This is a genomic window from Hymenobacter profundi, from assembly GCF_019334315.1.
GTDB classification, from domain to species: Bacteria; Bacteroidota; Bacteroidia; order Cytophagales; family Hymenobacteraceae; genus Hymenobacter; species Hymenobacter profundi.
The window spans coordinates 24,887-47,012 of the sequence record NZ_JAHWGL010000016.1 but is presented as its reverse complement, the minus strand read 5'-3'; the positions used below and the strand labels follow the sequence as shown (position 1 = coordinate 47,012).

14 protein-coding genes are annotated in these 22,126 nt (G+C 57.5%); 4 read left to right on the top strand and 10 right to left on the bottom strand.

Annotation, left to right across the window (positions count from 1 at the left end; genetic code table 11):
* Nucleotides 1-69 precede the first annotated feature (69 nt).
* From KYK14_RS06370 to KYK14_RS06355, 4 genes are all read left to right on the top strand, one after another.
* On the top strand, nt 70-570 hold the full coding sequence (locus KYK14_RS06370) for a DUF4112 domain-containing protein (RefSeq protein WP_219157902.1): 501 nt from the start codon (nt 70-72) through the stop codon (nt 568-570).
* A 513-nt stretch (nt 571-1,083) separates the two neighbouring features.
* The gene (locus tag KYK14_RS06365; RefSeq protein WP_246601710.1) at nt 1,084-2,205 is read left to right on the top strand and encodes a GMC oxidoreductase; all 1,122 of its coding nucleotides are present in this window, start codon (nt 1,084-1,086) and stop codon (nt 2,203-2,205) included.
* A 37-nt stretch (nt 2,206-2,242) separates the two neighbouring features.
* Nucleotides 2,243-2,662, top strand: coding sequence for a hypothetical protein (locus KYK14_RS06360; RefSeq protein ID WP_219157898.1), 420 nt, complete (start codon nt 2,243-2,245; stop codon nt 2,660-2,662).
* Nucleotides 2,663-2,715: 53 nt separating this feature from the next.
* On the top strand, nt 2,716-4,197 hold the full coding sequence (locus KYK14_RS06355) for a hypothetical protein (RefSeq protein WP_219157896.1): 1,482 nt from the start codon (nt 2,716-2,718) through the stop codon (nt 4,195-4,197).
* An 83-nt stretch (nt 4,198-4,280) separates the two neighbouring features.
* Here the strand turns inward: KYK14_RS06355 and KYK14_RS06350 are convergent, their stop codons facing one another.
* The 10 genes from KYK14_RS06350 to KYK14_RS06305 all read right to left on the bottom strand — a co-directional run bounded on the left by KYK14_RS06350 (nt 4,281) and on the right by KYK14_RS06305 (nt 22,098).
* A complete protein-coding gene (locus KYK14_RS06350) occupies nt 4,281-5,237 on the bottom strand; it encodes a glycoside hydrolase family 43 protein (protein ID WP_208307413.1) in 957 nt (318 codons plus the stop codon).
* 38 nt (nt 5,238-5,275) lie between these two features.
* The gene (locus KYK14_RS06345) at nt 5,276-7,762 is read right to left on the bottom strand and encodes a glycoside hydrolase family 95 protein (protein ID WP_219157894.1); all 2,487 of its coding nucleotides are present in this window, start codon (nt 7,760-7,762) and stop codon (nt 5,276-5,278) included.
* 312 nt (nt 7,763-8,074) lie between these two features.
* A complete protein-coding gene (locus KYK14_RS06340) occupies nt 8,075-10,003 on the bottom strand; it encodes an alpha/beta hydrolase-fold protein (RefSeq protein WP_219157892.1) in 1,929 nt (642 codons plus the stop codon).
* A gap of 71 nt (nt 10,004-10,074) precedes the next feature.
* Nucleotides 10,075-11,700 (bottom strand): glycoside hydrolase family 43 protein, encoded by a 1,626-nt coding sequence (locus KYK14_RS06335; protein ID WP_219157890.1) that lies wholly within the window; start codon nt 11,698-11,700, stop codon nt 10,075-10,077.
* Between the two features lie 59 nt (nt 11,701-11,759).
* The gene (locus KYK14_RS06330; protein ID WP_219157888.1) at nt 11,760-13,835 is read right to left on the bottom strand and encodes an alpha-glucuronidase; all 2,076 of its coding nucleotides are present in this window, start codon (nt 13,833-13,835) and stop codon (nt 11,760-11,762) included.
* Between the two features lie 108 nt (nt 13,836-13,943).
* Nucleotides 13,944-15,338, bottom strand: a complete 1,395-nt coding sequence (locus KYK14_RS06325; RefSeq protein ID WP_246601709.1) for a family 43 glycosylhydrolase — start codon at nt 15,336-15,338, stop codon at nt 13,944-13,946.
* A 98-nt stretch (nt 15,339-15,436) separates the two neighbouring features.
* On the bottom strand, nt 15,437-16,987 hold the full coding sequence (locus KYK14_RS06320) for a glycoside hydrolase family 43 protein (protein ID WP_343217062.1): 1,551 nt from the start codon (nt 16,985-16,987) through the stop codon (nt 15,437-15,439).
* 74 nt (nt 16,988-17,061) lie between these two features.
* Nucleotides 17,062-18,363 (bottom strand): family 8 glycosyl hydrolase, encoded by a 1,302-nt coding sequence (locus KYK14_RS06315; RefSeq protein ID WP_219157884.1) that lies wholly within the window; start codon nt 18,361-18,363, stop codon nt 17,062-17,064.
* A gap of 86 nt (nt 18,364-18,449) precedes the next feature.
* Nucleotides 18,450-20,378: a glycoside hydrolase family 97 protein gene (locus tag KYK14_RS06310; RefSeq protein ID WP_219157882.1), complete on the bottom strand. Its 1,929-nt coding sequence runs from the start codon at nt 20,376-20,378 to the stop codon at nt 18,450-18,452.
* Nucleotides 20,379-20,415: 37 nt separating this feature from the next.
* Nucleotides 20,416-22,098 carry a glycoside hydrolase family 43 protein gene (locus KYK14_RS06305; RefSeq protein WP_185283959.1) on the bottom strand — a complete coding sequence of 561 codons (1,683 nt, stop codon included), beginning with the start codon at nt 22,096-22,098 and terminating at the stop codon, nt 20,416-20,418.
* Between the last annotated feature and the right edge of the window lie 28 nt (nt 22,099-22,126).

Genomic DNA, 22,126 nt, shown 5'->3' with positions numbered 1-22,126 from the left:
CAAGGTGATGAAGTGTGTTTAATTCTTTGTCACTCACGGCTTACTACTCACCATTTTATCGCTCTCCTTATGCCTACTACCCCTACTCCGTCCCGCACGCCTACCCTCGTTGAAGATGATCGTCTGGTATGGGTAGAACGCATAGCCCGTTTGATGGACAGCCAGTTTCGGATGCCCGGCACTCGCTTCCGCTTTGGTCTAGACCCCGTATTGGGCCTCTTACCCATCGTCGGGGATTTATCAACCTTTGCCATATCTACCGTCTTGATTGTGACCATGATGCGTCACGGCGCCAAGGGTAGTGTCGTAGTGCGTATGGTCCTCAACGTGCTATTCGATACCATCGTCGGCGCTATTCCTATCCTCGGCAATGTCTTCGACTTCGCCTATAAAGCAAATGACCGCAATGTGCGCTTGCTACGGGAGCACTATGTAGAAGGCAAATACCAAGGCAGCGGTAAAGGGTTGATTGCGTTGGTGCTTATTGGTATGCTCCTGTTTTTCGGTCTGCTTGCTTGGGGTCTCTTTGTGCTGTTCACTTGGCTATGGCATGCTATACAAGGTGCTTAGCCTTGTAAGAATATAGAGCGTATAAATAACGTATATTTCTAGTATATAGCTTGTTATATAGTTTTGCTTTATATCTTCTTACTCAACAGCAGCAAAATATAATCATATTTATTGTGTATTTATCTACTATTATTATTTTTATATTATATAGTATAAATATGATAAATTATCTAATTTTGCTAGTAATTAACTAGCGTAATGAAACATACCGCGTACGATCTGATAGTAGTTGGGACAGGATTCGCTTCCACCTTCTTTTTACAACAGTACCTTGCGAAGCGCCCTGCCACGGAAAAAATCCTGGTGTTGGAGCGAGGCCACGCAGTCCCTTGGGCAGAGCGTGTAAAGGAAAAACAAGGCGAAAAAACATCTTATATCGGACGCAATCCTGAGTGCCAGGAGACCTTTATAAATACCCAGCCCCGTAAAGATTGGCTGTTTACTGTGGGCTACGGTGGCAGTTCCAACTGTTGGTACGGTTGTACACCTCGATTCCTCCCTAATGATTTCCAGATGAAAACTTTGTATGGCGTCGGCAACGACTGGCCCATACAATACAACGAACTGGACCCCTACTACGAGCAGGTAGAAGACTTGATGGCCATTTCCGGCCCAGCCGAAACGCCATTCCCCCGCCGTAAACCTTACGCGCAGCCTCCACACTTATTTACGGAGGTCGATAAAATCTTGCACAAAAAGTACGGCAAGCTTTATATCAACCAGCCCACCGCCCGCGCCCGTATTCCTATGAATGGCCGCAACCCTTGTTGTGCCAACGGCGTGTGCAGCGTATGTCCTGTAAATGCCAAATTCACCGTCGACAACTCCAACTTCGGCACGTACGATGATCCACGTGTAGAGCTATTGACGGGTGCACAGGTGTATGGTTTGGAGTTGGTGCAAGATCGTGTTCGGAAGGTGAGCTTTCGCCAAAACGACCGCGACTACCATGTAGCCGGCGAAGTAGTAGCGTTGGGTACTAATGCGCTGTTTAATGCCAATATCCTGCTCAACTCTGGCGATACCAACGCCCATACGGGGCGCGGCCTGGGCGAGCAACTAGGCCTACAGGCGAACGTCTACCTCGATAATCTGGAATGCGTAGGGGGTAGCACCTGGGTGAACGCCAACGGCTATATGCTCTACGACGGTGACCATCGCCGGGAGGCAGCGGCCTGTCTAATGGAGTCTAGCAACACACCCTTTTTCCGACCTGAAAGGGGGAAATGGCGCCATATGGCCAGTTTTCGGATGATATTCGAGGATATGCCCACTGCTGAAAACTACGTAACCACTACGGCCGACATCATGAAGCCAATGGTGCACTTTGGTGGTCCTTCCGACTATGCTTTGCGTGGAATCGAGCGCATGAAACAACAGTTGCCTCAGGTGCTGTCATGTCTGCCCGTCGAGAAAATTATGTACGAAGACCCTTATTCTTCCGAAGCGCATATCCTGGGTACTACCCGTATGGGCGTCACTGCCCAAGATGGCGTAGTAGACAAACACTTACGTCACCACCAGTATCGCAATTTATTTGTATTGGGCAGCGGTAGTTTTCCCACCTATACGCCTGCCAATCCTACACTTACCCTATCGGCCCTGTCGCTTCACGCTGCCGACCAGTCTTTCTAACGACGATTTATTTGAACGACCGTAATACTCCCACCATATGTTACGCAGAAAATTTTTAAAAACAGTAGGATTGGGCGTCGGTGCCGTAACGCTACCTAGTCTTGGTGCCTATGCTGTACCGCTGAATGACGCCACAGCTGGCGTTATTTTGCATCAATTCAACTTTTTGCAATTGGATAAGCAAGGAGTTGCGCGGTTTGTGCAAGACTATTACAAAATCAACAAGAATGCTACCCTGATGATAAAATTAAAAATGAGACTATATTATTTACTTAGAACTAACGCACAACAGTCGCAGCTGGTGCATTCTATCAGCACGTTATATTTATTATCTACCGATTTTTTTCAGCATAAAATGGATGAAAGTAGACTTATACAATACCAAGGCATTTATGATGTTTATAGAACGCCCTGCGCTCATCCTTTTACTGCATTATATTATCCACCAGCTATTTAAATAATATTTTCTTCAGCTTGTTTAAGTCGATTTAAAACTACTAGTATCGTTACATGTATAAGGTAACCCAGGCGGAACTGCGCCCACAACACAGCGGGCTTAGCTCCTTATTCTCCGGTTCTATAGCTACGCCCGAGCAGCCGGCTACTGATGCCACGCGCTACGCCATTTTCTGCGCATTATGGGCTGTTGCTACGCTCTTTCACATGGCGCAGTCCCGTATTTACACCAGCCAGCTGCATTACGTACTTCTGACGCTCGCTGCCTTCGTCGTGCTGAGCAAACCATCTTCTGTCGTCCGGCTGCTGGCGCTTATTGCGTTGCAGCTGTACGAAGTCTTTTTCAGGCTACCTGCCATTAGCAACCACTGGCTTTTCACCACTTTCGTGAATCTAACTATTCTACAGGCCCTGCTGTGGGTAGTAATCAAGAAGCGCAGCTTGCAAGTAGATAGAGCAGCTTTTCTACGGGCTTTTGCGCCTGCTGTGCGGTTAGAGTTACTCGTTCTCTACTGCTTTGTTGTGCTCCACAAGCTCAATTGGGCTTTCTTCTCACCTAGTGCTAGCTGCGCTGCTGTGCTGTATAAAGCCCAACACGCAGAAGCCCTCCTGCCGAACTCACCTGCATTTATACTGGCCAATATCTACTTAACTATTGCGATTGAAACATTAATTCCGTTGCTACTTATTTTTAGAAAAACACGCAATATCGGTTTAGTAGTTGGTCTTGTGTTTCATTGCATCATTGCCTTTAATTCCTACAATGGTTTCTATGATTTCTCATCCATGATTTTTGCCGCTTATTTTTTATTCACTGGTTATAATTTTAGTACTACTATACATCGTCTCTATAAAAATTCAATTAATTCTTGGTTCGCATTTAAACAACGTTTTTCTCAGTTTACACTGTCTCACACTTTGCTATGGACTGCGCTTTTCGTATTTCTACTGTGTGGCATTAAAATAATCAGTAAAATTTCTACTGACTATTTTCAATTAATATGGGGCGCCTATAGTTTCTTATATATACTACTCTTTCTTCTTTCTTTATATAAAGCGCGTCAGTATTTCCCTACCCGCCTTTTTACGTTACCCAACGCGTTCTTTTGCCTGCTTCCGTTACTGGTTTTCCTGAATGGTATCAGTCCGTATATCGGCCTGAAAACAGAATCTTCATTCGCCATGTTTTCCAACCTGCGCACAGAAGGGGGCATCACTAATCACCTGTTTATTCCGGTGAGTGCACAGATATTCGACTTTCAGAAAGACATGATTGAGGTAGTAGCCTCGTCGGACACTGAGTTGCAACGAATTGCCGACGAAGGCAAGCTAATAACATTCTTTCAGTTGAAAAACCGGGTGGCTGATGTGCGGCCAGCGCGGGTGGAGTACATTCGCAACGGGCAGCGCCGCACGTTTGAGCTGACCTCGGCCGCGCCCAACGATGAGCTGCTGCACAAAAGCCCATCGTTGCTGCGCAAGTTTATGCGCTTCCGTATGATCAACAAGGTAGATCCGCAGCCCTGCCAGCACTAGCTCGCTACCGCACGTGGGCGCCGTCGTGGATTTCTACTACCCGAACGGTTGCCTTTGCACAACCTACATTTTGGTGCCATACCTTATTTCACAGGCCCTACCCCACTAGTAGTCTGCACGATGGGCTGGATGGAGCCATCCTTGTTGTAGTGCATTTCATCCACGCAGATGGAGCGGCGGTAGCTACCGCCGGTGGGCAAGGAGCCGTTGTGGTAAAAAAAATAGCTCTTGCCTTTGTAGTCGATGATGCCGGGGTGCGTAGTGAAGCTGTTGGGCACGTTTTCCTGGATGATGCCGCGATAAGTCCAGGGGCCGGTGGCGCTGGGGGCCGTGCAATACTCTATCATCTCAGGCTTGGTACCGGCGCTGGCATACACAAGGTAATAGAGCTTTTTACGCTTGTACAGCCAGGGCCCTTCGATGTAGTTTTTGGGCGTGAAGGTATTGATGGGGCCAGCCAGCTCAGTCATGTTATCCTTGAGCTTCACCCACTTGCAACTGCCATTGCCCCAGTACATATATACCTGCTTGTCGTCGTCCACAAAAACCGTGGGGTCAATGTCGTCCCAGGCATGCGGCTTGTCCTTGGTCATCTCGTTCACGATGAGCGCCTTGCCAATGGCGTCCTTGAACGGCCCGGTAGGCCTATCCGACACGGCTACGCCGATGGCCGCGCCACCCTGGCTGTTGTCGTCCTTCTTATGGAACGTGGATACAAACCAGTAGAACTTGCCCTTATGGTACACGCACTGCGCCGCGTAGGCATCGCCGGTGGCCCAGGCAAAGGTGCGGGGCGAGAGGCGCGTGCCGTAGTCTTTCCAGTGCACCATGTCGGTGGTGGAATAGATGCGCCAGTCGGGCATTTTGTAGTTGGTTTCCTGCACCGAAGCCGTATCGTGGCCGGTGTAGAGAAACAGCGTATCGCGGTACACGAGTGGGGCGGGGTCGGCCGTGAATACATCTTTAATAATCGGATTCTGCGCCTGCGAAGGCAGATAAGCACCGAGGGTTAGCAGGGCAACAAGCAAGGTCTTTTTCATAGGGCTAGGAATGGGCTGAGTAGGAAAGAACCGCAGAGCTACTGGGCTTTTAGGGAATAGGTTTTGCCGGCTTCGGTGGGAAAATCATACACAAACGACGGGGCCAGCGTGGGCCGCCTAGGGGTAGTTTTGGAGGAAACCAGGGGCGGCTTAACGGCTATGTTTTGGTAGAACGGGTTGGGGTTTTCGCCCTGCGCTTCCCGCAGCTTCAAGCCGCTAGCAGCCGCTATAGAGCTATGCACCCGTATGCGGCAGTTGCCTCCTAGCTTCGAAGTGATGCGCGCACGGGTAATCTTGCCCTTGTCCCAGGCCAGGTCCACTACGTAGCCGCCGCGGGCCACCAAGCCCGTTACTTCGCCCGTAGGCCAGGCGTCGGGCAAGGCAGGCAAAATGTCAATAGCTCCATCGTAGCTCTGCACAAACAATTCGGCTAGCCCAGCAGTGCAGCCGAAGTTGCCGTCAATCTGAAACGGCGGGTGGGCGTCCAGCAGGTTTGGGTAAGTGCCACCGCCCTCTCCCGTGTTGCCACCCGCGCCGGAGCGCAGCCGCAGCTGATCGGTGAGCAGCTTGTAGGCGTGGTTACCATCCTGCATGCGCGCCCAGAAGTTCACCTTCCACCCCATCGACCAGCCCGTAGACACATCGCCGCGCTGAGTGAGCGTCACGCGGGCGGCCTCAAACAGCTCCGGCGTGCGGTAAGGTGAAATTTGTCCGCTCGGAAACAGGCCGTAGAGGTGGGAAATGTGGCGGTGCTGGTCCTGGGGGTTGTCTACGTCTTGCAGCCACTCCTGCACCTGCCCATGCTGACCAATCTGCATGGGCGGCAGCCGCTCGCGCAAGCGGCGCAGACTATCCGCAAATGGCGTATCCAACTGCAGCAGCTCGGCGGCCCGGATGGTTTTCGAGAACAGGTCAAGCACCAGCTGATTGTCCATGGTGGTGCCAGCAACAAGGGCAATCTGCTTACCTTGAAGTGAATACGTATTTTCAGGCGACACCGAAGGAGCTACCACCAGCCAGTGGTGGGTTGGCTCTTCCTGCAGAGCATCAACGAAGTAGGTGGCCGCGCCCTTCAGCACAGGGTAGTAGGTGCGCAGAAAACCTAGGTCGCCAGTGAACTGGTAATGGTCCCAGAGGTGCTGCGTAAGCCAGGCGCTGCCCATGGGCCAGAGGCCGTACTGCGGCGGGTCAACTTGGCCCGTGATGCGCCAGATATCGGTGTTGTGGTGCAGGGCCCAGCCGCGGGCCCCATACATCTGGCGGGCGGTCTGCTGACCGGTTACGCTCAGGTCGCTTATCATCCCAAACAGCGGCTCGTGCAGCTCGGTCAGGTTGGTGACTTCGGCGGGCCAGTAGTTCATTTCGGTGTTGATGTTCACCGTGTACTTGCTGTCCCAGGGTCCCTTGAGCTGGTCGTTCCAGATGCCTTGCAGGTTGGCGGGCTGCCCACCCGGCTGCGAGGAGCTGATGAGTAGGTATCGGCCGTACTGAAAATACAAAGCCGCCAGCGCGGGGTCATTGCCCTGGGCAAAACCAGTCAGACGCTGGGGCGTGGGCAGCTGGGCAGCAGGCGTCACGCCCAGGTTCAGCGTCACGCGGTTGAAGTAGCGCTGGTAGGCTGCTACGTGGTCGGCCAGGGCTTGCTTGTAGGACTTGCGCACGGCAGTGGCAAGGTAGGCTGCGGCCCGCGCGGCCGGGTCGCCGCTTACATCATGGTAATTGTTGAAGTTGGTGCCAATAGAAATGTAGAGCGTAGCGCTGTTGGCTCCCTCCAAACGAATACCCGCGTCGGTGGCTTGCACGGTGCCGCCCTCGGCCACAACCTGCACCCGCGTCTGGAAACGCACCTTCCCCTCCTGCCCTTCATGCTCACTTCCGCGACCATCCAGCACCAACTGGTTTTGCTCGGCGTGCCGGGTGTGCTGCATGGGGCTTTCCTCACTGATCAGGCAACTGATGCGGCCCGGCTTGCTAGCCGTGAGTCGCACGATTAGCACCTGATCGGACAGGGAGCTGAACACTTCGCGCCGGTAGGCCACCCCGCCTACCTCGTAGCTCACCGAGGCCACGGCCCGGCCGATGTCCAGGTCGCGCTGGTAGTGGGTGGCGTTGTCGTGGCCTGGGAAGTCGAGGTATACGTTTGAGGCCGTTTGGTAGGGCATGCCGCTGTTGCCAGCGGGCTGCATCTGGGCTTGCGCCAGGGCCTGCGCCTCCACCAGCTGTCCGGCCAGCAGTTGCTCACGGAGCCGCCGCACCACCGGCAGCGCATCGGCCTTCACGTTGTTGTTGGGCCCACCGCCCCAGATAGTCTCCTCATTCAGCTGCAACCGCTCGCGCTGGGGCCCGCCAAACACCATGGCCCCCATTCGGCCATTGCCTAGGGGTAGGGCCTCATTCCAGTTGGCGGCTGGTTTGTCGTACCACAGTCGTAGCGGGGTAGGCTTGGGCTTGCCCGCGGCGGATAGGAAAGTTACCCAGTAGAGCAGTAGCAAAGAGGCCCGAGCCGACCAGTGAAGTTTCCTCATATGCGGGTGGGGTGAGCACTGACTTCCGAAGAAAGTGAGTGGTGGAATGGGTTTTATGGATTTATTCAGACCGTCATGCTGAGCTTGCTGAAGCATCTCTCCCGCTTTATAAGGACGATGTAGAGACGCATACTTGCGTCTCCTTGTTGAACGACTGGCCTAGAACCGCTAGCTAAACAACATCAGCACGCGGGAGACGCAAGTATGCGTCTCTACAACCGGTAGGCAAAGCGGGAGAGATGCTTCGACAAGCGGACGCCAGATGAAGCATGACGGTCTTCTAAGACTTCTTAGCCACGGCTAGCTAGCTGCTTAAAACAGCTTTTGGGCAAACTGGTACAAATCGTGGCGCCACACGGGCCAGGTGTGGCCGCCGGGGTACTCGCTGTACACGTACTTGATGCCCAACTCGTCCATTTTGGCGCGCATCACTTTGTTGTTGGCGTAGGCAATGTCTTCAGGCCCGCCCATCGAGAGCCACAGCTGCTTGAGGTTGGTATTGATGGTGCCCGCGTTGGCCTTCATATAAGCATACTGCGGGTCCGACAAAGCCGCGTTATTGGCAAAGAAGCCCGAGCTGAACACGCCGAGGTAACTGAACATGTCGGTGTTTTTCATGCCCGCGTACAGCGTCTGTAGGCCACCCATCGACAGGCCCGCCAATGCCCGATTCTGAGCGCCGGGCGCTACGCGGTAGTTGCTTTCCACCACCGGCAGCACAGTTTGCTTGAGTTCGTCTTCAAAGCGCTTCAGCGTCGGCTCACCGAAGCCAGCTAGGCCGCCGGGGCCACCCATGTTGCCGTCGAGCATCACCACGAGCATGGGCTTGGCTTTTTTGTCGGCAATCAGGTTATCCAGAATCACGTTGGTTTTGCCTTGCTTGGCCCAGCCGGTCTCGTCTTCGCCACCGCCGTGCAGCAGGTACAGCACCGGGTATTTAGCGGCCGTGTTGGCATCGTAGTCGGCCGGCGTGTACACGAAAAACCGGCGCCATGAGTTGGTGACTTTGGAGAAGTACCGCCGCTCCCGCACCTCGCCGTGGGGCACGTCGCGCAGGGCGTAGAAGCCGGTGCCGCGGCCCGGTATTTCAATGCCGCTGGCCATGCGCCCCATGCCGTAGAAGGTGTCGCTGGCGGGGTCGGCAATAGGTAAGTCGTCGAGCACCAGAGAGTAGTAGTGCAGGCCGCGGCTCAGGGTATCAGTGGTGACGGTCCAGGTGCCCGTACTGTCCTTCACCATGTCGTACTTACGCCCTAGGTCCAGCTGGGCCTTTTGCACGCCAGGGGCTTTCAGGCGAAATACGGCGCGGTTGTCGGGCAGAATCTGGGGGTACTTGGCATTGCGCACGTTGGTGGAGGCCGGCGCGCCCAGTACCGTGTAGGTGGGCAGCGCGGCTACATCCACGGGCTTAAACAGCTGCTGCGAGAACATATAAAGCCCGTTTTTCCAGACTTTGAAGTCGTGCCCACCGGCTTCCAGGTAGTACACGTGCGGCACGTTGTGCTCGTAGAGGTAGTCGTGGGTGCGCTGGCTGATGGGCAGCAGGCCGTCCTGGTCGCCGCACGAAATCCAGAGGAGCTTGAGCTGCTTTTTAGCTTTCGCCGGGTCGGGTACCAGCTGCTCGGGCTGCTTGGTATTCGGGGCCGACGAGAAGCCCCCTATCCAGGCAAACTTATCGAGGTGGCCTAGCCCAAAGTTCAACGACTGCCCCCCGCCCATCGACAGGCCGGCAATGGCCCGGTCCTCGCGATTTTTGAGGGCCGGGTAATTCTTTTCGATGTAGGGAATGAGGTCGGTGAGCAGGTCTTGCTCGAAGTTAGCGAAGGCGGCTACCTTATCTGGGCCGTAGATATTGCCAATGGGTCGGTCGTCCTTCATGGCCCGGCCGTTGGGCATTACCACCAGCATGGGCTTGAGCTTGCCGGCCGCGTACAGATTATCCAAAATCACCTGCGGGCGCCCGCCTTTGAGCCACTCCTTCTCGTCGCCGCCGATGCCGTGCAGCAGGTAGAGCACTGGGTATTTCTTTTTCTTGGAATAGCCCGGCGGCGTGTACACCAGCGCCTTGCGCACCGTGCCCACGGTTTTGGAGGTATAGCTAATGCTGTCCAGCTTGCCGGTGGCAATGCCGGCAGCGGGCTGGTCAAAGCCCCTGGGGGCTTCCATGATGGTTTTTTGGGCCACGGCGGGGTCGGCGCTCAGCAGGGCCACGCTCGCCAGCAGGGGAAACAACAATTTCATGGTGGGTAGGAAGTAGCTAGGTAGAGAAAAGAGTAATGCTCCTAAGATAGTCGGCAACCCGATGGCGACCGTTATTTCGGGTTGGCCGTGGTGTACACGGCCAAGCCAAAGTCGTAGCCGGGCTTGTCGTTCAGCCGCAGCGGCTGCCGGTTGAAGTAGGCGCCCCCGGCCGGGTAGGCCTCTTGCCGGCTCACACGCCAGAAAAGCGGCGCCGTTTTTTCTAAACCTTGCAGCTCAAACGCGTAGGTGTGGCCGGCTAATAAAGGCACTTGGTTAGCGGCCGCAAAGTCGAACTGCAACAGCCCCGCAGGCTGCGGCGTGTAGGCAATGGCTAACCCTTTGCCACCCCCTAGCAGGTTGGTGCCAGGAGTATAGGTCGGGTTATCCTGCGTGCCCAGGTAGTAGAGCGCCAACGTCACGGGCTGCTGGGCATCGGTGCCGAAGCCGTCGCCCCCAAACAGGTCGAGGCGCGTGAGTTTGCCATCGGCCGTCACCCGGAAGGTTTGGCCCAGGCTGGTGCCGCCCTTGTCGTGGTTGAAGCTGATGTTGTCGAGGGCGGTGTTGGCCGGGTTGGCCATGGTGCTCAGCAGGGGCGCGCCAAGCCATTGCGCGGGGCGCGGCTGAAGGTTGTGGGTAACGCTGACGCCGGGGGCGGTGGCAACGGGCGCGCTGGCAGACGGTGCGGGGCGGCTGTCATTGGGCTTGGGCGACACGCTCACGCCGGCCACGGTTTGGGAGATGGGCTGAATAGTACCGTCCGGATTATAATATAGGTACTCCACGCACACACTACGGCGCCCCAGGGCACCACTTTCGCCGGTGGGTAAGGTGAGCGTGGCATTGTGGTAGAAGAAGTACCACTGTTTTTTAAACTCGACAATGCCCGCATGAATGGTGTAGCTGTTCTTGGTCTGGTCGGTCAGGATGCCGCGGTAGGTCCAGGGACCGGTGACCTTGGGGGCAGTGGCATAGCACATTTTCTCCCACATGCCCTGGTGCGCGAAGGCGGCGTAGGTAAGGTAGTACAGCTTGCCCCGCTTGTGCAGCCAGGGACCTTCGGTGTAGTTGGGCAGCTCGATGCGCTGCACGGGCCCATCAAGCTCCGTCATGTTGGGCTTGAGCTTGACCAAGTAGCAGTTGGGGTTGCTCCAGGCCAGCCACGCCGTGCCATCGTCATCCACGAACACGGTGGGGTCGATGTCGTCCCATCCGTTGGGGCCAGGCGTGGTCTGGTCCGTAACCAGGGCCGAGCCGCGGGCATCGACGAAGGGCCCGGTAGGGCTATCCGACACCGCCACCCCAATGGCCTTGGCATTGACGGGCGCGCCCTGCTGCACCGCCGCATAGAAGTAAAACTTGCCGTTGCGGGCCACCTGCGACGCCCAGGCATCCTTGCTAGCCCACTTAAAGTCGCGCACGTTCATAATGGGGCCGTGCGCGGTCCAGTTCTTCATGTCGGTGGTAGAGTAGCACAGCCAGTCGTTCATGTTGAACATCTGACCCTCTTTGGCCTCGTCGTGGCCCACGTAGAGGTAGAGCTTGTCCTTATATACCAGCGGCGCCGGGTCGGCGGTAAATACGTCGCGGATAATCGGGTTTGCGCCTGGCTTAGCAGCCACCTGACCGTAGCTGCACGGGGTAATGGCGGCTTGCCCAAGTGCAACGAGCAGGGTAGTATACAGGAATTGCTTAAGCATAGGAATAAGGTAAAAACAGCGTGTATAGCTCGCCTACCGCTGAGCAATAAGCGGCAGTATTAAGGCCGTGGCAGGGGCCGCACCATGTCGTTGGCAATTATGCCCTCCAGGGTGTGCATCGGCGGCTCGACGGTGGCCGGAATGGGCAGGTGGCTAAACTGCTGGAAGTAGAGCAGACAAGCGTCTTTCCACAGCACGGCGTTGCCGCTTTGAGCGCGCAGTTTGTTTTGCACCGCCACGAAGCGCTCCGCATCCACGTAGGGCTGGGCTTTATCCCACACTTGCTGAAATTGGCGCACTTGGTGCACGCCTTGGTCGTAGTGCAGCGCCAGTTCGTCCCAGAGCGTGCGGCCACTTTTCATCTTGAAGTCCCAGGGCAAGTGGTGGAACCAGAGCAAGTACTCGTCGGGGCAGGTGGCGGGGTTATTGAACTGTGCGGCCAGCGGCTCGTGGTACTGGCTTACGGCGTTGCTCCCTCCGGTGGTGCGGTCAAAGCCCACGCCGTTGGCGGAGGCCTGGTGGTAGTAGGGCGGGGTCCAGTCTGCGCGCATTTTTGGCGGGGCCCACCAGGGGCCGGGGCCGTAGTGGTCATGCGTGGCCGACATGATATGGTGCAAACCCAGGGGCATAGAGTAGTTCACGGCGGCTTCGCGGCTGGCCAACATCAGCTGCGTGATCGGAACCAGAAAATTGGTATTCCAGTCCGACGCGGCAGCCGTGGTGGCACGCTGGTCGGCGGCCCCGGCAAAGGTTTGCTTGAGCCACTCGTCGGCAATCTGCGCGCTGGACAACTGGTTGTTCCAGGCTAGGCGGCCGAAGGCGTACCAATTGGCCTGGCCGAAGTCCTGGCCGGTCCAGTTAGTGTCAAGGCCCACATTAGCGACGCCCGCCATGGCCGTGTGCTTTTGCGGGTACACGCTGCCATCGGTGCAGCGGGCTACTGTGCTGCCGGGGCCGGCCTGGTAGGTGTCGCTGCGCAGGCATTCCTCCCACATGGTCGAGAGAAATACCAAGTCAATCGCGTGCCCTAGGTATTCCTGCGTAATCTGAAACTCGGGCATCACGGAGGTCTTTTTCATGGCCCCAAAAAGCGGGCTGAACGGCTCGCGGGGCTGAAAATCAACCGGCCCATTTTTCACCTGCACAATAACATTGTCGCGGAATTTGCCATCCAGCGGCACAAACTCGTTGTAGGCCTGCTTGGCGCGGTCCTTATCATTGGGGCTATACACGAAGGCCCGCCACATCACCAGGCCGCCATAGGGCCGCACGGCCTCGGCCAGCATATTGGCGCCGTCGGCGTGGGTACGGCCATAGTCCTGCGGGCCGGGCTGGCCTTCGCTGCTGGCTTTTACCAGGAAGCCACCAAAATCCGGAATCTGCTGGTAAATCTCCTTCGCTTTGGCCTGCCACCACTTCCTGACGGCCGGGTCCAGCGGGTCAGCCGTTTTTAGCCCGCCCAGCAGCACCGGCGACGAAAACTTCACCGCTAAATACGTCTTCACGCCGTAGGGCCGCAGCACGTCGGCAATGGCTTTCGTGCGGCCTAGGTAGTCAGCCGAGAGGATGCGCGGCGAGGCATTCACATTGTTGATAACGGCCCCGTTGAGGCCCACCGACGCATTGGCGCGGGCATATTCCTGCCACAGCGCTTTGTCCTTGGCCGTGACCACAAACGAGCTATCCTTGCGCCAGAAAATGGAGTGCCCGGCGTAGCCGCGCTCCACCGAGCCGTCGGGGTTGTCCCAGTGGTTCAGCAGCCGGTACTCATAGGAAGGGTTGAACACCTTATCGGCCACCGGCTGGCCCGTTTGCTGGCGGCGCAATAATTCAAAAACCCCGTAGAGCAAGCCCGCTTCGGTTGTAGCTCGCACACTGGTCGGGCCCAGGCGAAAGCCGTCGTGCTTAATGGCATTGTCCTTTTTCAGCGTTAGCGTCACGGTAGCCCCGGCCGCACCCTGCCAGCCGCGCTCCAGCTCTTGCTTGGCCATGGCGAGCAGGGCCGAGTTTTTGGACGCCATCACCACCGTGACCGGAGCCGCCTGGTGCGGACGCAGCCACAGTTGGTGGCCGTCCTCGGCGCGCAGATTTACAGCAGCACACAACAAGAAGATACTGATGAAGATGGTTTTCATTGCGTACTTGAAAGGAAACGGTAGTCTGCACGAGCGTTTGGGACCCCACGGCGCCGCGCAGTAAAAACAAACCGGTTGGGCGCAACTACGTCGCCCAGCCTATCCTGCTTATTCGAACCTGACCCAATCAATCTCGACGGGGCTATTCGTTTTGGAGGCCACCACCAGCGTGTGCGTGCCGGGCTTAAAGACCGATAAGGGCGCTTTCACCTCCTGCCATTTGCTACCCTTGGGCACGGTGACTTGGGCGAGCACCGGGCCGGTGGCCCCATCTGCCCGCAGCTGCACCGTAGCGCCGGCAGCCGCCATTGTGCGGAGCGTCACCGTCTTGAGCGTCTGTTTGCCAAAGGCTACCCCATTGTATTGCACCCAGCCCTGGTTGTTGGCAAACACCGTTTTCCAGCCCTGGAACTTGTTGGCCGTATCCAGGAAGGCGATGGTAGCGCCTTTGCTGCTCAGGCGGCTGTAGCGGTCCAGCTGAATTTTCTGCTTGGCATCGGTCAGGCCCACGCCGCGCAGGGTAGGAATTACTTTGCGAATGGCGCCGTCGGGCTCAAAAAATAGACTGTCGATGCGCACCGAGCGGTTTTTGTCGAAGTTGGGCGACAAGTCGTTGTGGTGGTAGAATAAGTACCACTGGTTCTTGAGCTCCAACAGGGAGTGGTGGTTGGTCCAGCAGCCCGTCGGCGACTCGTCCATTAGCACGCCCTTCACCGTGAATGGCCCCAAGGGGCTCGTGCTGGTGGCGTATTCGAGGCGCTCGGTTTTGTTGGCCACGTGCGGATAAGTCAGGTAGTACGTGCCGTTGCGCTTGAATAGGTAGGGCCCCTCCTTCAAGCCTTTGGTCGGCAGCTCGCCCAGCGTCACGGGCTCGGAGGCTAGCTCCAGCATGTTCTCCTTCAGCTTGGCGCCGTAAATGTTGCCCTGCGACCAATACAGGTAGGCTTGTCCATCTTGGTCAATAAACACGTTGGGGTCGATGCCGCGCACGCCCTTAATGGGCATCGGCTGCGGCACAAACGGCCCGGTAGGCTTATCGGCCACAGCCACCCCAATGGTGAAGCCCTTGTTGATGGTCGTGTCCTTCGGGGTAGTCGGGAAGTAGAAGTAGTATTTGCCGTTGCGCGCAATGCAGTCGGGTGCCCACATGCTGTAGCTATCGGGCTTCACCCAAGGCACCTTGTTTTGCGTGACGATGACGCCGTGGTCGGTCCAATCGGTGAGGTTAGCCGAGGAAAACACGTGGTAGTCTTCCATCACAAACCAGCCGGCCCGCCCCCGGCCGGGCGCGGCCGGAATATCGTGCGAGGGGTACACGTACACCCGCCCATTGAACGCGCGCGCCGTGGGGTCGGCCGTGAATTGATTGGTAATAATCGGGTTTTGCGCCTGGGCCGCGCCGCCCACTAGGCAGGCTAGGCCAGTTAGGATATAGGATAGTTTGTGTTTCAGCATCGAGGGTAGGATTTTCAGATAGAGTGTGAAGTCAAAAGAGGCCGTCATGCTGAGCGCAGCCGAAGCATCTCTACCGATTCGTTAAACGGTGCAGATGAAGCGGTAGAGATGCTTCGGCTGCGCTCAGCATGACCGTTGGGTAAAAGCTACTTAGCACTGGTAAGTGTCTCCGCAATTCGGAAGTAGTCGAAATCGGCGTAGCCGCCCGCCTGCTTCGTGGCGTAATTGAACAGCCCGAACCGGTAGCCCATGAAGTGGGGCAGCGTGTAAGCCATCTTGAGCGGGCCGCCAATGGCTTTCCACATTTTGCCATCGAGGCTGTAGTAGAAGGTCGCCACGTCCTTGCGCTCCGTGAAGTCGCATTCCGCCCTGAAGTACACTGTGTTCTGCGTCAGCGGTAGGCGTTGCAGCTCCACGGGTTTCTCCGTCTCGGCGCTAACCATAACGATGGACTTCTGGCCGTTGCGCGACTCCACTCCCACCAGGCCGTAGCGCTTTTGCAGCAGGGCTAGGCCAGCAAAATCACCATCCTTAAGGTGCGATACATCCAGAGCCGTAGTGCCGGCGCAAGTCGGGCCGATGGTGCGCTGGGTGAGGGTGTTGCGCGCCAGCAAGAAGGTGGTATCCGTGCGGCCGGTTTTGAGGCGTAGGTAGCCAGGGCGGTCAGTCAGCGACCAGAGGGAGTTTTCGGGGTTGTGGTTCCACTGCCACACCAGCGGCAAGGCGGGCTCGCCCTTGCGCCGGCTAAACTCATCCGAGGCTACAATGCCCGGAATCAGGCCTTTGCTGGCGGGTAGGGCCAGCGTCTGAGGTACTTTGCCGGCCGGACTACCTAGCACCGGCCAGCCGTCAGTCCATGTCACGGGCACTAGGTACGGGATGCGGCCCACGGCGCCGTAGTCGCGGAATAGGTAGGAAAACCACCGACCATCGGGCGTGTCGATGAGGCCGCCCTGGGCCACGCCTAGGTCTTGCAGCGCCACCCGCCCTTCGTAGGGGCCAGTGAGCTTATCGGCCCGGTGCACCACCACGGTGCGCATACCGCCCTTGGGCCAGGTGATGTTGAAGAGGTAGTACTTGCCTTTGATTTTGAACAGCTGCGAACCTTCGGCGGGTAGGCCTAGGTTGGGGCCGGCCGGGGTGCTGGCGTTTTCAATCAGCACCTGCTCCGTAGCACCGGGCTTTACACCAGAGGCATCGGCCGTCAGCTCAATCAACTGCAGCTTGCCGGCGCCATATACTAGGTACACACGGCCATCATCAAAAAACAGGGAATGGTCGTGGTAGCTCGGCTTAAACGACACGGCTTTCCAGGGACCCTTCTCAATGTTCTTGGTGGAATAGATGTAGGTCTTGCCCGTGGTCTGGGCGAAGGTCGAGACGTAGTAGGTGCCCTGGTGAAACCGCAGGCTGCTGGCCCACGAGCCGCGGCCGTACGTGCTCTTGCCGTTGCGCAGCGTCAGCTCATCCTGGTTGCCCAGCGTGTCGGAGGCGTAGCTCACCAAGTGCCAGTTCACCAGGTCTTTCGACTTCATGATGGGCACGCCCGGCGTCATGTGCATGGTGGTGCTGCTCATGTAATAGGTGTCCCCTACCCGAATCATGGATAGGTCTGGCACGTCGGCAAAGATGATGGGGTTTTGAGCCTGCTTCACCTGCGCCGTCAGCGGCGACACTACCGCCGACGCGAAGAACACGCCAATAGCTAAAACACTCCGTTTCAAAGAATAAGGCATAGACCACGAACGCTGAGGTGAGTAGACAGTCGAACTTAAGCAGGCTTGATAGCCTGGTACTTGCCGCTCAGGTGCAGCAGACTAAACAGGTACAGCAGGCCGTCGTAGTAGGGGTCGAAGTACCCGTCTTCATAGGGGGCCAGCTTGGCATTCCAGAGCGCGTGCACAAAGGCCAGGTCCCGGTCTTGGTGCATAAGCGAGGCCGAGGCGCTAGTGGCCACCAAGCCTAGGGAGTGCCGCAATTTCTTAACGTCGCCGGCCTGTAGAATAAACTCGGGCCGTGAGCCATCCACGTTGAACTGGTCCTCGAAGGTGTTCACCCCCTTGCCGCGCAAAAACCCTTGGAAGCGCCGCGCATACTGCTCCTGCCAGGCCTTGTCCTTGCCAAACCACACGTAGTCCATGGCAATGTTCATGGGCACCCGCCACGAGTCGTAGCGGAAGGCGGGCGGCGCCCACTTGGTAGCGTGGGGCTTGCCGCTGAACTCGGTGTAGTCGTAGTTGAGGGCCGTGGGAGCGGCGCAGGCACGGTGCAGAAACGCCCGCGCCGTATCGGCGCAGGCCCGGTAAAAGGGCTCGTGCCCGTCCTTGGCGTAGGTGGCCCACACTTCCAGAAAGGCCGGCACGTGGTACGAGGGGTCCGTCCAGTTATACATATCCCCTACCGGCGCAAAGGTGATTTGCTTGTGCTCGGTATTGAAAAGGTTGCGCACGCCGCCCATACCGTCTTTTTTCCACGAGGCATCCAGGATGCGGCGAGCCTCCTGGTAGTAGTTGATGCTGGTGTTGTTGCCCCAACGGTTGGCGGCAAACAGCAGGCTCGTAACGAAGTACAGCTCGCCATCGGAGGCGGGCCCCTCCGAATTGAGCTTCATCGTGGTGGTGCTGAAACTCCAGGCGAAGTAGCCTTCCAGCGGGCCGCTCTGGTGCTGCAAGTTCTTCTTCGACCAGCGCCAGAGACGGTCAAACACCTGCTTTTTGTTCATCTGCACGGCCACCATCATGCCATACGACATGCCTTCGGTGCGAGCATCGTGGTTTTTCACATCCGACACGTAGGCCATCGAGTCGCCTACCTCGAAATACACCTTGTTGGGCCCCTCGAATACATCGTGGTAGGCCTGCGCTACTTTCTGGTCGATGGCGGCTTGACTGTAGCCTGCCTCCCGCAGCAAATTCGGGTACTTGCCCGTGTAAAAAGCCCCTTGTTGCGTAGTAGGCGCCTGTTTGGGTTTGGGGGCGCGCTGGGCAGTTACGCTACCTAGGCCAGTGCATTGCAAGACTAGCAGCAGCAAGCCAACCCGGATGCGGTGAAGGAAAGAAAAGCGTGCGTTCATAGAGATAAGGCAAATAAGCGGCCGTGCGGCGCTTCGCACGGGCTGACCGTTTGGTAGATGGTAGGGAGACGAGGCCGATCAGTGGCCTAGGGCTGCACCACGAAGCCGCCCCGCGCGGGCAGTGTTACGCTGACGGTGCTGCCCGCCACGGCCCGCGTGCTGAAGCTGCGGTTGGTGTCCCCGTCGGTGATGAGCGTGCCGTTTTCGAGGCCTAGCTTGCCGAGGTCAACCTGAATGGTTTTGGGTGCGTCGGTGGCGTTGATGCCGGCCACATACCACCCGCCGCCGGGGGCCTGCCGGGCAAGCACCGCATACTCGCCGGGGAAGCCGTCCATCAGCTTCACGTCAGCCCAGCGCGGCGGCAGCTTCTTCACGAAATCCTGCACGTAAGCGGGCTGCGCGGCCATGCCCTCGGGCACCTCGGCATAGTGCTGAATACCCGACTGAAACAGCACCGACAACGCCAGCTCAAAGGCATTAGACGTGCGGCGCTCCTTGCCACGTATCTCCGAGAAGGCCATGGGCGTGAAGTCCATTGGGCCCACGGCGTTGCGGGTGAAGGGCAGTGTAGCGCAGTGGGTGGCCTCCTGATCGGTGTTGCGCTGGTCGAAGGTCAGGAACTCGAAGCCCTTCACGGCCTCCATCGTCATCAGGTTGGGGTAAGTCCGGTTCCAGCCCCGCGGGATGGTCGTGCCGTGAAAGTTGACCAGCAGGCCAGCCTGGGCAGCATCCGTCAGGATGTCCTGGTAGTAGTTCATAAACGACTGCCCATCGCCTCCGAAGAAGTCGATTTTTACCCCAGCCACGCCCATTTGCTTGATACGCGCAAACTCTTTGCGCCGGCTTTCGGGTTCAAACAGCACGTTAGTAGGCGTTTGCGGAGCCTGGTTCCAGTGGCCGTTCGAGTTGTACCACACCAGCAGGCCTACGTTTTTGGAGCGCGCGTACTGAGCCAGCTCCTGGGTTTTGTCGTAGCCGATTTGCTTGTCCCAGAGGGCATCCACGAGGCAGTAGCGCCAGCCCATAGTAGCGGCGTAATCGATGAAGCGGCGTTGCACGTCGTAGGTGGTGTTTTGGTCCCCCATCAGCACCCACGACCACGACGATTTGCCGGGCGCCTCGGTGAGCACCGGCGTTGTAGCGGGCGCGCTCAGGTCCGTCGTCAGCGTCGATTCTACGATGGGCGCCAGCGAATTTCCTACTACCACCACGCGCCAGGGCGTACTCCACGGCAAGCTGCTTTCGGGCAGCAGGGCCGCGTCGGGCGTCGTTTTTTCGGGGGCCTGCGGAAAGGCCACGGCATACTCGGCATCGGGCGACTCGTGGGCCAGATGGGTGCCGGCGTAGGTGCGGCCCATGCCCGCCTCGGTCAGCAGCACCCAGTGCCCGGCGGTTTGAAACAAGGCCGGAAACGACCACCCTTGCCCGATGGTAGAAGGCGTGCCGGCCGCGATGCCGCGCTGGTAGTTTTCCTCATACGAGGGCTGCGTGTTCGCAAATCCCGTCTGGGCTTTGGCGTGTGGGTGCAGCCAGCCTCTAGCACTAGTCGGCAAATGAAAAGAAGTGGCTTCGGCCGTGATCCGCTGGACTTCCTTACTAGGTCCCTCCAGTACATACTGAAACGCTACCCCATCATTCGACACCTGAAACACCACGCTGAGCTGCGGCGCCCCGGCCGCCCCCATAAAGTGCAGCACGCGCCGGTTGGCCCGATAGCGGCAGTTGGCGCGCTTGTCGGTGGCCAGCTGGTAGTCGTCGGCCACAGCGGTTTGCTTGTCGGCTTTCGTGAGTTTGAGGCCCTGCGTGAGGTCGGCGCTGGCAAGGCGGAGGCCCAGGCGCGAGGGTCGTAGCAGCTCGGCCTGGCGGTAGCGCACAGCGTAGGTAGGCTGGCCTTGGGCCGTTACATCTACCGTCACCTGCACGGCCCCGTCGGGGCTACTAATCTGGATGGGCTTAGCGGCCTGGGCAGCAGCAAGGGGTAGCACGAGCAGGCAAAGGAGTGGGAATAAGCGCATATTGGGAAAGGTGGAAGCGTAGCTAGCGGGCCGCGTATTATTTCTTGTACATGGGGTCGTGGCCCTCGTACTTCAGCCACTTGAAGGAGGCAGTGTTAGTGGTAGGCTGTCCGGCCGAGGTGCCATACATACCGTAGAGGCAGCCAATGAAGCCACCTGCCACCTGCGTGCTCAAGAAGCGCGCATCCACCTTGTCTTTCAACAGTGTATACTTTTTGCCGTCCTCTGAAAAGCGGAAGCTATAGGTATCACCGTCGGCGTTGATGCGCAGCTGCACTTTGCCGGTCGCCGCTTTCAAAGGCGCTTTCGCCAGCAGTTCGGTGTTCTTCGCGTCGGCCGTGCTCTTGAGCAGCTGCACAACGGGCTTGCCATTCTCCACCGACTTGCAGAGGTAGTAGAAGTGCTTCTCATCTTGGAATACCACCAATCCCGCCGTTTCGTTGGCCGCCTTAGCCGCAAACGTCAGTTCGGTTTCGGCGCTGCCGTACATGTGCTGCTGGCGCTTGCCGATGAAGGCCGGGTTGCCCGTCTCGGCCACGGTTTCCGGCTTCAATTTCAATGTCAGGCCGTTGGCTTTGCTCAGCGAAAAATTCGTACTGTCTACGGTGCGCATAAACAGTAACGCGGGGTCGAGTTGCTTCTCGAAGGTGAGCGTGTAGGCGAAGTTGCCGCTCTGGGGTAGGGCGCCTTTCTGCTTTACCTCGGGGAAGTTGGCTTTGTAGGAATACTGCACTCCGTTGGGGCCAGGCACCGTTACCGGCCACTCATCCTTCCACTCCACAGGCACGATAAACGTTTCGCGGCCCGTGTTATAGAAGTTGTCCTCGTAGGGTCGCACAGCCAGGAAAATAGCATACGTCTTGCCATCGGGTCCTTCTACAAACTGCGCGTGACCAGCCGAAGTGATAGGGTCTTTGCGGTCTTTGGGCAGTTCGCGCTGCGAGAGAATGGGGTTCTTCTCATAAGGCACAAACGGCCCCAGGGCCGTCTTGCCGCGGAACACTACCTCGGTGTGGTTGACCGACGTGCCGCCCTCGGCCGCGTAGAGGTAGTACCAGTCGCCCCGCTTCATCAAGTGCGGTCCTTCAATCCAGACGGGCTTTTTGCTGAGGTCTACTCCCCCGTTCACCACTATTTTGGCTTCACCCACGGTTTTTAACGTCTGCGGGTTCAGCTCAATAATCTTGATGGAGCGGTGCCCATCGTACAGGGGCGTGCCGGGCGGGTCGCTGTTGTAGATAACGTAGGCCTTGTCGCCCTCAAAGTATAGGGAAGGGTCGATGCCCCGCACCTCGGGCAGGAACACCGGGTCGCTCCACGGGCCCGCTGGATTTTTGGCCGTCACCACGAAGTTGCCCTTGTGGTCGATCAGCGTACACGTCACGTAGAACGTGCCGTTGTGGTGCTCAATGGCCGGCGCGAATAGCCCACGGGTCATCCGGTCGCCCATGAAGGTCATTTGCGAAGGCCGGTCTATCACGTTACCTACCTGCTTCCAGTTTTTGAGGTCCTGGCTGTGCATCACCGGAATGCCAGGAAAGTAGGAAAACGTTGAATTCACTAGGTAGTAGTCCTTGCCTACCTTGGTAATACTAGGGTCGGGGTAGAAGCCGGTCAGGATAGGATTGACTAACTCAATCGATTGTGCAGAAGAAACAGCGTTTTGTAGCAGTAGCGCTGCTAGGGCAGTGATGAATAGTCTCGGACGCTTTGGTAACATAGTATCGGGTTCGGATGGCGGTGATGTT